The 11,799-nt window shown below is 38.0% G+C and carries 10 protein-coding genes; all 10 read left to right on the top strand.

The window, feature by feature from the left end:
* The first annotated feature begins 2 nt into the window (after window positions 1–2).
* The 10 genes from der (at window position 3) to KQI83_RS00375 (ending at window position 11,601) form a co-directional block, all read left to right on the top strand.
* Window positions 3–1,325, top strand: coding sequence for a ribosome biogenesis GTPase Der (der, locus tag KQI83_RS00420; protein ID WP_216553888.1), 1,323 nt, complete (start codon window positions 3–5; stop codon window positions 1,323–1,325).
* A gap of 2 nt (window positions 1,326–1,327) precedes the next feature.
* Window positions 1,328–1,990, top strand: a complete 663-nt coding sequence (gene plsY, locus KQI83_RS00415; RefSeq protein ID WP_216553887.1) for a glycerol-3-phosphate 1-O-acyltransferase PlsY — start codon at window positions 1,328–1,330, stop codon at window positions 1,988–1,990.
* A 17-nt stretch (window positions 1,991–2,007) separates the two neighbouring features.
* Window positions 2,008–3,027: an NAD(P)H-dependent glycerol-3-phosphate dehydrogenase gene (locus KQI83_RS00410; protein ID WP_216553886.1), complete on the top strand. Its 1,020-nt coding sequence runs from the start codon at window positions 2,008–2,010 to the stop codon at window positions 3,025–3,027.
* Window positions 3,028–3,049: 22 nt separating this feature from the next.
* A complete protein-coding gene (locus KQI83_RS00405) occupies window positions 3,050–3,787 on the top strand; it encodes a hypothetical protein (protein ID WP_216553885.1) in 738 nt (245 codons plus the stop codon).
* Between the two features lie 16 nt (window positions 3,788–3,803).
* On the top strand, window positions 3,804–4,340 hold the full coding sequence (locus tag KQI83_RS00400) for a hypothetical protein (protein ID WP_216553884.1): 537 nt from the start codon (window positions 3,804–3,806) through the stop codon (window positions 4,338–4,340).
* Window positions 4,341–4,527: 187 nt separating this feature from the next.
* Window positions 4,528–6,450 (top strand): DNA gyrase/topoisomerase IV subunit B, encoded by a 1,923-nt coding sequence (locus tag KQI83_RS00395; protein ID WP_216553883.1) that lies wholly within the window; start codon window positions 4,528–4,530, stop codon window positions 6,448–6,450.
* A gap of 190 nt (window positions 6,451–6,640) precedes the next feature.
* Window positions 6,641–8,884 carry a DNA gyrase/topoisomerase IV subunit A gene (locus KQI83_RS00390; protein ID WP_216553882.1) on the top strand — a complete coding sequence of 748 codons (2,244 nt, stop codon included), beginning with the start codon at window positions 6,641–6,643 and terminating at the stop codon, window positions 8,882–8,884.
* Window positions 8,885–8,959: 75 nt separating this feature from the next.
* On the top strand, window positions 8,960–10,282 hold the full coding sequence (locus KQI83_RS00385) for an L-aspartate oxidase (protein ID WP_216553881.1): 1,323 nt from the start codon (window positions 8,960–8,962) through the stop codon (window positions 10,280–10,282).
* Entirely contained in the window at window positions 10,248–11,099 is an 852-nt protein-coding gene (gene nadC / locus KQI83_RS00380; RefSeq protein ID WP_216553880.1) for a carboxylating nicotinate-nucleotide diphosphorylase, read from the top strand. Before KQI83_RS00385 ends, nadC begins: the two co-directional genes overlap by 35 nt.
* A gap of 19 nt (window positions 11,100–11,118) precedes the next feature.
* Window positions 11,119–11,601, top strand: a complete 483-nt coding sequence (locus tag KQI83_RS00375) for a C-GCAxxG-C-C family protein (protein WP_216553879.1) — start codon at window positions 11,119–11,121, stop codon at window positions 11,599–11,601.
* Window positions 11,602–11,799: the final 198 nt, after the last annotated feature.

Here is an 11,799-nt window from a genome sequence, read left to right as displayed (position 1 = left end):
ATATGAGTAAACCGGTAGTTGCGGTGGTAGGAAGACCAAATGTAGGAAAGTCTACCCTGTTTAATGTATTAGCCGGAGAGCGTATTTCCATTGTTCAGGATACGCCCGGTGTAACACGAGATAGAATTTATGCAGATGTAAGTTGGCTAAATATGGCATTTACCCTGATTGACACAGGAGGAATCGAGCCGGAGAGTAAAGATATTATTTTATCACAGATGAGAGAACAGGCGCAGATTGCAATTGACACGGCAGATGTAATTATATTTATGGTAGATGTACGTCAGGGATTAGTAGACGCAGATTCCAAGGTGGCAGATATGTTGCGTCGTTCCCATAAGCCTGTAATATTGGTAGTAAATAAAGTAGATAGTTTTGAAAAATTCATGGCAGATGTATATGAATTTTATAATTTAGGAATCGGAGAACCAATTCCGATTTCAGCAGCTTCTCGTCTAGGTCTGGGAGATATGTTAGATGAAGTGGCAAAACATTTCCCGGCAGACGTAGATGAGGCAACAGAGGATGACAGACCCAAGGTAGCAATTATAGGAAAGCCAAATGTAGGAAAATCTTCTCTTATTAATAAGTTAGGCGGAGAAGACAGAGTAATTGTATCTGATATTGCAGGAACGACCAGAGATGCCATTGATACAGTTATCAAGTATCATGGTACAGAATATGTCTTTATTGATACCGCGGGATTGCGACGCAAGAATAAAATTAAAGAAGAGCTGGAGCGTTATAGTATTATTCGAGCTGTTACCGCAGTGGAACGTGCCGATGTGGTTCTGATTGTAATTGATGCAACTGAGGGTGTAACCGAACAGGATGCAAAGATTGCCGGAATTGCACATGAACGTGGAAAGGGAATTATCATTGCAGTAAATAAATGGGATGCGGTGGAAAAGGATGACAAGACCATTTATAAGCATACAGAGCGTATCCGTCAGATTTTAAGCTTTATGCCATATGCCGAAATTTTATTTATTTCTGCAAAAACCGGACAGCGTACACAGAAATTATTTGAAATGATTGATATGGTATTGGAAAACAACTCCATGCGTGTAGCTACCGGAGTATTAAATGAGATTATGGCAGAAGCAGTAGCAATGCAGCAGCCACCTTCAGATAAAGGAAAGAGACTGAAACTTTACTATATTACTCAGGTAGCAGTGAAGCCGCCAACCTTTGTTATTTTTGTAAATGATAAGGAATTGATGCATTTTTCCTATACAAGATACTTGGAAAATCGTATTAGAGATGCATTTGGATTCCGCGGAACATCATTAAAGTTTATTATACGAGAGAGAAAGGAAGATTAGTGATGATTGCAAGCAGAGTGATTAGTCTTGTTATTGGTTATATTTTCGGCTTGTTTCAAACTGGATATATCTATGGAAAGGCTCATGATGTTGATATAAGAAAGCAGGGAAGTGGAAATGCGGGAACTACCAATGCACTTCGTACTTTAGGATGGAAGGCTGGATTAGTTACATTTGTGGGTGACCTGGGAAAAGCAATGTTAGCAATGTTGGTAGCATGGTTATTATTCCGTGGAAAATACCCGGATGGTGTAAAATTATTAGAAATGTATGCAGGATTTGGTGCAGTATTAGGACATAATTTTCCTTTTTATTTAAAGTTTAAAGGTGGAAAAGGAATTGCATGTACCTCAGGATTTATTTTAGCATTCGATCCATTGATGGCACCGGTCTGTCTGGCTCTATTTATTGGTGCAGTAGCAATCACTCGTTATGTATCACTTGGTTCTATTTTAGTAGTACTGAGCTTTTTCATACAACTTGTAATATTTGGACAGAATGGAATGTTAGGAGTACATTCAGAGCTGTTACCTGAAATATATATTGTAGGTGGATTGTTTACCATTTTAGCATTGTGGAGACATAGAGCAAATATCAAACGTTTGTTAAGTGGAACAGAAAATAAACTTTCCCTTCATAAGTCAGAAGAGAAAAAGACTGCATAGAAATAGTGGAGGAAATTATGGCAAAAGTAAGCGTGATTGGTGCAGGAAGCTGGGGAATTGCTCTTGCAACTGTATTAGAAAAGAATGGACACGATGTTACTATCTGGTCTATTTTAGAAGATGAAATTAACATGTTAAAGGAAAAACATGAGCATGTTACAAAGCTTCCGGGAGTAAAACTCTCAGAGAAAATGGGCTTAACAACAAGTCTGGAAGAAGCAGTAAAAGACAGAGATCTTTTAGTGTTGGCAGTTCCTTCTGTACATACCAGAAGCACAGCAAAAAGCATGAAGGAATTTGTTTCAGAAGGACAGTTGATTGTAAATGTGGGAAAAGGAATTGAAGAAAGTACATTGATGATTTTATCGGATGTAATCGAAGAAGAAATCCCACAGGCAAATGTAGCAATTTTATCTGGTCCAAGTCATGCAGAAGAAGTAGGAAAAGGTTTGCCAACCACTTGTGTAGTAGGCGCACATGACAAAAAGACAGCAGAGTATATTCAGAATATATTTATGAATGAAGAGTTTAGAATCTATACCAGTCCGGATATGCTTGGAATCGAAGTAGGTGGTGCATTGAAAAATGTAATTGCACTTGCAGCGGGAATGGCAGATGGATTAGGATACGGAGATAATACGAAGGCAGCACTTATTACCAGAGGAATTGCGGAGATTAGTCGTCTTGCAATTGCAATGGGGGCAAAATATCAAACTCTTTTTGGACTGACCGGAATCGGAGATTTGATTGTAACTTGTGCCAGCATGCACAGTAGAAACCGTCGTGCGGGAATCTTAATTGGTCAGGGAAAGACTATGCAAGAAGCAATGAACGAAGTACAAATGGTAGTTGAAGGCGTTTATTCTGCAAAAGCAGCTATGGCATTAGCGAAGAAATATCAGATATCCATGCCGATTATCGAACAGGTAAACAAGGTATTATTTGAAGATAAGCCGGCAAAAGAGGCGGTATCAGAATTGATGCTTCGTGACAAAAAGGCAGAACACGAGGATTTGTGGGAAGAAGCAGAAAAGTAGATAACAGAAAGGAAGAAAAATAATGAAAGGGAAAGAAAAGAAGAAGCATTTAGTGATAGGAACTTTATCAGCAGTCGTTGTACTGCTGATAATTTATTTTTGGCATGCAAATAGTTATGTTCATTTTGAAGATATTAATATGGGAATTTCTATTTGTGACTCTGTTGGAAATGGTTACGGTACGACCATTACAGTAGAGGATATACGTTATAGAGAATTAGAAGAGGTAAAAGAACTTTGTATCGGAAATCCCCAAAATTATACTACTCTTACAGATATGAAAAAGTGTAAAAAGGCAGAGAAAGTAACAATTTTAGGATATGCAGGTGCAGATGTGGCATATAAAATACTTGATTGGAGTAGAGTAAAAAGCAAGGCAAGTGAGAAACAAATCAAAGAATTTCAAGAAGGCTTGAAAGAGGTATTGCCTAAATTACGCAAGCTAAAAAGTTTTACTTTTTCCAATGTGTATGAAAAATGCCAACTACAAAATATAGATTTTTTGGCAGGATGTAATAAGTTAGAAACGGTATCAATTTTTTATAGTGACATAAAAGATTATTCTGTTTTAGGTCAACTTCCTAAATTAAAAGAAGTCAGATTGGAGCATAGTGATATTTCAAATGCGGATGATTTAATTGGGGCGAATCAATTAGAGCGAATAGAGCTAAGTAATACTCCATTGTCGAAGGACAAGAGAGAAGTAGAAAAGTTAAAAAAGGCTTTTCCAAAAGCAGAGATAATTATAAATAATGACTAAAAGTGGGGAGAGAAAAATGAAGAAGAAACTATATGAGAAGATGTTAATTAGTATAAGTGTTGTAATAGTAGTAATTGTAATTCTTATGGGACTTGCAGGAGTGAGTTGGAAACAAATGCAGAATCCCTGGAGTCAATTTGTAACTGGTGTAAATGGCAAAATTGACAAGTTTATGCACATAGAGGAAAAACGAGTTAACAATGTGCAAAAAAGAAATGTAATGGAAGAGTTTGAGTTAGCATATGTTGCATGCGAAAAAGAAGAACAGAAAGACGGGACTCTTATTAAAATGGCAGCGACAGGGGAAACACAGCGAAAAATAGATGCGTTTAACGAATATATGCAAAATGGAAGTGGAAAACAGTATGCAGAATGTATTGGATATACTGAATTGCCAGAAGGAAAGTTAACTATGGATTTTTTGATGGAAAATCAGGAAAAGGTAGTAGAAATGATAGACATATGGCAGGAAAAGCGAAACATGGAATCTGACACGGAGGCAGAAATAGAGATATATATGATATATAAGGAATTGTTAAAGAATGGTCAATAATCGAGAAAGACGGAAATTTGGAAATTGCCAATATCCGTCTTTTTGTATAGGAAAAATTTTGCAAACCACAAAATATTGTGTTATACTAGGAACGTTTAGAAAAAACAGAACATACTATCGATTAGAGCATAAAAATAGAGCAAATCGTTTGAAAGAGGATAGATATAGTAAGAAAGGAAAGAAGGAAATGGCAAAGAAGCAGGAGTATGGTGCCGGGAATATTACGGTTTTAGAAGGTCTTGAAGCAGTAAGAAAAAGACCCGGTATGTATATAGGAAGTGTTTCGAGAAAAGGACTCAACCATTTGATTTATGAAATTGTGGATAACTCCGTAGATGAACATTTGGCGGGGTATTGTGATACCATACGAGTAACATTAGAGGCAGATGGTTCTTGTACCGTAGAGGATAATGGAAGAGGAATCCCGGTAGGAATGCATGCAAAGGGAGTTTCAGCGGCACGTTTGGTATTTACCACTCTTCATGCAGGTGGAAAGTTTGACAACGAAGCGTATAAAACAAGCGGAGGATTGCATGGAGTAGGTTCTTCTGTCGTAAATGCATTATCTACTTATTTAGATTTGGAAGTGTATTTAGATGGAAAAATTCATCATGATCGTTATGAGAAGGGAAAACCAGTAGTAGAGTTAGAAAATGGATTACTTCCAATATTAGGAAATACGAAAAAACGTGGTACCAAAATAAACTTTTTACCGGATCCGGAGATTTTTGAAAAAACAAGATTTAAAGAGGATGATGTAAAGAGTCGTCTGCATGAGACTGCATATTTGAATCCAAACTTAACCATTATATATGAAGATAAACGTGGAGAAGAGACAGAGCACTTGGAATTCCATGAGCCGGAGGGTATCAGTGGATTTGTAAAAGACTTAAATAAGAAAACAGAAGTTGTTCATGATGTTGTTTACTTTAAAGGAGAAAGTGAAGGTATTGTAGTAGAAGTAGCTTTTCAGTATACCAATGAATTCCACGAAAATGTATTGGGATTTTGTAATAATATCTACAATGCAGAAGGCGGAACGCATTTGACCGGATTTAAAGCGACATTTACAACCGTGATTAATAACTATGCCAGAGAACTTGGAATTTTGAAGGAAAAAGATGCGAACTTTACAGGAACAGATGTAAGAAACGGATTAACTGCCGTTGTATCTGTAAAGCATCCGGCACCAAGATTTGAGGGACAGACCAAAACAAAGTTAGACAATCAGGACGCTGCAAGAGCAACCGGAAAAGTAACCGGGGAAGAGATACAGCGTTATTTTGATAAGAATCTGGACACGCTAAAGAGTGTCATTGCCTGTGCAGAAAAGGCAGCTAAGATTCGAAAAACGGAAGAAAAAGCAAAGACAAATCTTTTGACAAAACAGAAGTTTTCCTTTGATTCCAATGGAAAGTTAGCAAACTGTGAAAGCAGAGATGCATCTATTTGTGAAATATTTATCGTAGAGGGAGATTCTGCGGGCGGTTCAGCAAAAACAGCTCGTGACCGTAATTTCCAGGCAATTCTTCCTATCCGAGGTAAAATCTTGAACGTAGAAAAAGCAAGTATTGATAAAGTACTGGCAAATGCAGAAATAAAAACCATGATAAATGCATTTGGATGTGGATTTTCCGAAGGATTTGGGAATGACTTTGATATTACAAAGCTTCGTTATGACAAGATTATTATTATGGCAGATGCGGACGTGGATGGGGCGCATATCTCCACATTATTGCTTACGTTGTTTTATCGTTTTATGCCAGAATTAATATTTGAAGGACATGTGTACATTGCAATGCCGCCACTTTATAAGGCAATTCCATCCAAAGGGGAGGAAGAATACTTATATGATGATGCAGCATTGGAGAAGTATCGTAAAACCCATAAAGGAAACTTTACGTTGCAGCGATATAAAGGTCTTGGAGAAATGGATGCCCAGCAGCTTTGGGAGACAACCCTAGACCCGGCAACACGAATTTTGAAAAAAGTAGAAATCGAAGATGCAAGAATGGCTTCAGATGTAACAGAAATGCTGATGGGAACAGAAGTCCCGCCGCGTAGAGAATTCATCCATGAACATGCCCATGATGCAGAACTTGATATATAGTAAGATTGGTTGAAATACCAGTGAAAAGGTCCGATTGCAAAGCAATCAGGACTAATTGCACGAAAATTGCACTCGGAAAACTTGTTTTCCAGATGCAATTTCTGTGCAATATTCTCTCGGTGCGGATGCTCCGAGAGCTTTTCACTGGATAGCAACTCCAATTTAACATTCTCATAGAAAGGAAATTGTTATGCAGGAAAATGAACAGATCATAAGAACCGAATATTCGGAAATCATGCAGAAGTCATATATTGATTATGCCATGAGCGTTATTATTGCCAGAGCATTGCCGGATGTAAGGGATGGATTAAAACCGGTACAGCGACGTACCCTTTATGATATGCATGAACTTGGAATAAAATATGATAAACCATACCGTAAATGTGCGCGTATTGTAGGAGATACCATGGGTAAATACCACCCACACGGTGACAGTTCCATATACGAGGCTTTGGTTGTAATGGCACAGGAATTTAAGAAAGGAATGCCGCTGGTAGATGGACATGGTAACTTTGGCTCAATAGAAGGAGACGGAGCTGCGGCAATGCGTTATACCGAAGCTCGTTTGCAGAAAATTACTCAGGAAGCATACCTTGCCGACTTAGATAAAGATGTAGTAGATTTTGTACCAAACTTTGATGAAACAGAAAAAGAACCATCTGTTTTGCCGGTAAAAGTACCAAACCTTCTCATTAATGGAGCAGATGGTATCGCTGTCGGAATGGCAACCAGTATTCCACCACACAATTTCGGTGAAGTAATTGATGGAGTTAAGGCATACATGAAAAACCCGGATATTACAACCAAAGAAATGATGGAACACATTCAGGGACCGGATTTTCCTACAGGCGGAATTGTAGTAAATAAAGACGATTTATTAAATATTTACGAAACAGGAAGCGGAAAGATTAAAATTCGCGGAAAAGTAGAAGTAGAACAGGTAAAGGGCGGAAAAGAGCGTCTGGTAATTACCGAAATCCCATATACAATGATTGGTGCTAATATTGGAAAATTTTTAAATGATGTATATAGTTTGGTAGAAACAAAGAAAACCAACGATATTGTAGATATTTCCAACCAATCTTCCAAAGAGGGAATTCGTATTGTACTGGAACTTCGAAAAGGCGCAGATGTAGAGAACCTGAAAAACATGCTTTACAAGAAAACGCGATTAGAAGATACTTTTGGTGTGAATATGTTAGCAGTAGCAGATGGCAGACCGGAAACCATGGGATTGGTATCTATTATCCGTCATCATGTGAACTTCCAGTATGAGCTTGCAACCAGAAAATATAAGACCTTATTGGCAAAAGAATTAGACAAAAAGGAAATTCAGGAAGGCTTAATCAAGGCATGTGATGTGATTGACTTGATCATTGAGATTTTAAGAGGCTCAAAGAATATAAAAGATGCCAAAGACTGTCTTATGAATGGTAATACGGAAAAAATCGAATTTCGTTATAAGGGTTCAGAAGCGGATGCCAAACAATTAAATTTTACCGAGCGTCAGGCAACTGCAATTTTAGAAATGCGTTTGTATAAGTTGATTGGGTTAGAAATAGAAGCCTTAATGAAAGAACATGAGACTACATTGCAAAATATTGAAAAATATGAAGAAATTTTAGGAAGCCGTGCGGCAATGGCAAAGGTTATCGTCAAGGAATTAGAAGGATTTAAGAAAGAATACGCAAGTCCTCGTAAAACTGCAATTGAAAATGCAGCAGAGGCGGTATTTGAAGAAAAGAAAATCGAAGAGATACCGGTAATCCTTTTAATGGATCGCTTTGGTTATGCTAAGACCATTGATGTAGCTGCTTATGAGAGAAACAAAGAAGCAGCAGATGCAGAAAATAAATACATCATTCACTGTATGAATACCGATAGATTATGTATTTTTACCGACAAAGGACAAATGCATATGGTAAAGGTATTAGACTTGCCTTACGGAAAGTTCCGAGATAAGGGAACACCAATTGATAATGTAAGTAATTATAGCAGTAGTGAAGAAAATATGGTTTATATTGAAAGTATCGGAAATCTGTTAGGAAGAAAGCTGCTATTTGCAAGCAGTGATGGTATGTTAAAACAGGTAGACGGTGGAGAGTTTGATGTTTCGAAACGAACCACAGCTGCCACGAAATTAAATGAAGGTGCAACAGTTCTGATGATACAACCTGTAACCGGAGCAGAAGGAGAAACTATCGTTATGGGTACGGAAAAGGGAATGTATTTAAGATTTGCCGCAGAAGATGTACCGGAAAAGAAAAAAGGAGCAGTTGGTGTCCGAGGTATGAAGATAGAGCTAAAAGACAAGCTGGATGCAATATATTTATTAGAAGCAGAGGAAGAAAAGAACATAGAGGTTCGAGGAAAAGAAATTGCACTTCATCGATTGCGGGTAGCAAACCGTGATGGAAAGGGCGTAAAGAAGTAGGAAACTTACAAGTAACTTGTAAGTAAGAGCTGATTGTGCTATAATGAGCGGAAAAAGGAGTAAGCAGGTGATGAAATGGAAAGAGAAACAGATGTTATAGTTGTCGGAACAGGAGCAGCTGGGTTGTTCTGTGCTCTACAATTTCCAGAAGATAAAAAAGTAACAGTTATAACAAAGAAAGATGCAGAAAGCAGTGATTCATTTTTAGCGCAGGGTGGTATGTGCATGTTGCGTTCTGAAGATGATTTTGATGGATATTTTGAAGACACCATGAAGGCGGGGCATTATAAGAATAATAAGGCATCCGTAGAAGTGATGATTCGTAGTTCACAGCATATTGCGCAGAAACTGATAGAATATGGTGTTGATTTTGAAAGAAAAGACGGCGAACTGGCATTTACCAGAGAGGGTGGACATTCTCGTCCAAGAATTCTCTTCCATGAAGATATTACAGGAAAAGAAATTACCGGAACTTTATTAGAACGTGTAAAAGAGCGTAAAAATATCAAGTTATATGAATATACCACAATGTTGGACATTTTATGTAAAGATAATGCATGTTATGGACTGGTGGTGCAACTCCCGGATGGAAAGGTAGATACGATTACTGCACCAAACACGGTATTTGCATGTGGCGGAATTGGCGGTTTATATCGTCATTCTACCAATTTTCCACATATTACAGGAGATGCTATAGCCATTGCATTGCGTCATAAAATAGCACTTCAGGATGTAAATTATGTGCAGATTCATCCAACAACTTTGTATTCCGAGAAGCCAGGCAGAAGCTTTTTGATTTCAGAGTCAGTGCGTGGAGAAGGAGCATTGCTTTATAATGCCAAAATGGAACGATTTGTAGATGAATTACTGCCAAGGGATGTTGTAACAGCGGCAATACATAAACAAATGGAAGAAGATGGTAAGCCATATGTGTGGTTATCTATGGCACCAATTGCAAAAGAGGATATTTTAAGCCATTTTCCTAATATTTACCAACGTTGCTTAGAAGAAGGATATGATGTAACCAAGGAGTGCATTCCGGTAGTACCGGGACAGCACTACTTTATGGGTGGAATTCAGTCTAGCTTAGAAGGACGGACTTCTATGAATCACTTATATGCAGTGGGAGAGACTTGCTGTAATGGAGTACACGGAGCAAATCGTCTTGCAAGTAACTCGTTGTTAGAGAGTCTCGTTTTTGCAGAAAGAGCAGCAAAGGATATATTAGAAAAGAACGATACAAAGGCACCTGAAAAAATAGCAGAAGAATTATTTGACCCGGGACAGTATTTGAATTTGAATGAATTTAATCAGGAAAATAAAGATATGGTACGTCAGGAAATAGAAAGGATGAAAAAGGAATATGAACAACATAACCATGACATTAAATGTGGATGAGTTGATTTTACAGGCATTAAGAGAGGACATTTCCAGTGAAGATGTTACAACAAATGCAGTTATGCCAAAGGCGCAAAAGGGAGAGGCACAGTTAATCTGTAAGCAGGATGGTGTGTTATCCGGACTTTGGGTATTTAAGCGTGTATTTGAACTTTTGGATGATGAAATTTGTGTAAAACTAAACTTTGAAGATGGAGATACCGTAAAAAATGGTGAGATTATCGGAACTGTAACCGGAGATATTCGAGCAATTTTATCTGGAGAACGTACAGCACTTAACTACTTACAGCGTATGAGTGGTATTGCTACTTATACCAATTCTGTAGCAAAGTTATTAGAAGGAAGTAAGGTTAAGTTATTAGATACAAGAAAGACAACACCAAACAATCGTATTTTTGAAAAGTATGCAGTAAAAACCGGTGGTGGATATAATCATCGTTATAACCTTTCCGATGGTGTGTTGTTAAAAGATAATCATATTGGTGCAGCAGGCGGCGTAAAACAGGCGGTACTTATGGCAAAGGAATATGCGCCATTTGTAAGAAAAATTGAAGTAGAATGTGAAACCGTAGAAATGGTAGCAGAGGCTTTAGAAGCCGGTGCAGATATTATTATGTTAGATAACATGAGCGTAGAAGAAATGAAAAAGGCAGTAGCACTTATTGATGGAAAAGCAGAAATCGAGTGTTCCGGAAATGTAACAAAGGAAAATATTACACACTACATTTCACTAGGTGTAGATTATATTTCCAGTGGTGCATTAACACATTCCGCTCCAATTATGGATGTTTCCTTGAAAAATCTTCATGTAATCTAAAAGATTAGGAAGTGAAGTTGTGAAGTACGAAGAAAGCAAATATGCAAAAAAGGCAGGAGAAAATTTTCGGGCAGGGTATAATTGTTCTCAGTCCGTAGTGCTTGCCTTTGAAGATTTGTATGATATAGACAGAGAAACCGCTTTAAAAGTCAGTTCATCCTTTGGTGGAGGAATGGGAAGACTTCGTGAAGTTTGCGGTGGTGTCAGTGGAATGTTGATTGTTGCAGGACTTTTGTATGGCTATCATGAGCCACGGGATTATGAGGGAAAGTCAGAGCATTATGCAAGGGTACAGGAATTGGCAAAGGCATATGAGGCAGAAAATGGTTCCATTGTTTGTAGAGAACTATTAGGGCTGACTCAAAAAAGGGACGAGCCTAAGCCGGAACAGCGTACCGAGGAATATTATAAGAAACGTCCTTGTGAGCAGCTGGTAAAAATGGCAGCAGGAATTATGGAGGCATATATAAAAGAGCATCCATTAGAAAAAAGTAATAAATGAAAAACCTAATCCCCCAGCTATGCTGGGGTGAATGGAGTAAGCAGTAGCGTGTAGGATAACAATAAAAAGCCTCCTGTGTTACAATGAGAAAGGTATCGCAAGCCAATCTCAAAACAAAGGAGGCGGTCCTTAATGGACAATCAAAGTTTATCACATGTTCGCTGGAAATGCCAGTACCATATAGTTTTCATACCAAAG

The sequence above is a fragment of the Roseburia sp. MSJ-14 genome, assembly GCF_018918225.1.
Lineage (GTDB): Bacteria > Bacillota > Clostridia > Lachnospirales > Lachnospiraceae > Petralouisia.
Note: the sequence above shows the minus strand (reverse complement) of the source record. Positions and strands in the feature narration are given on the sequence as shown.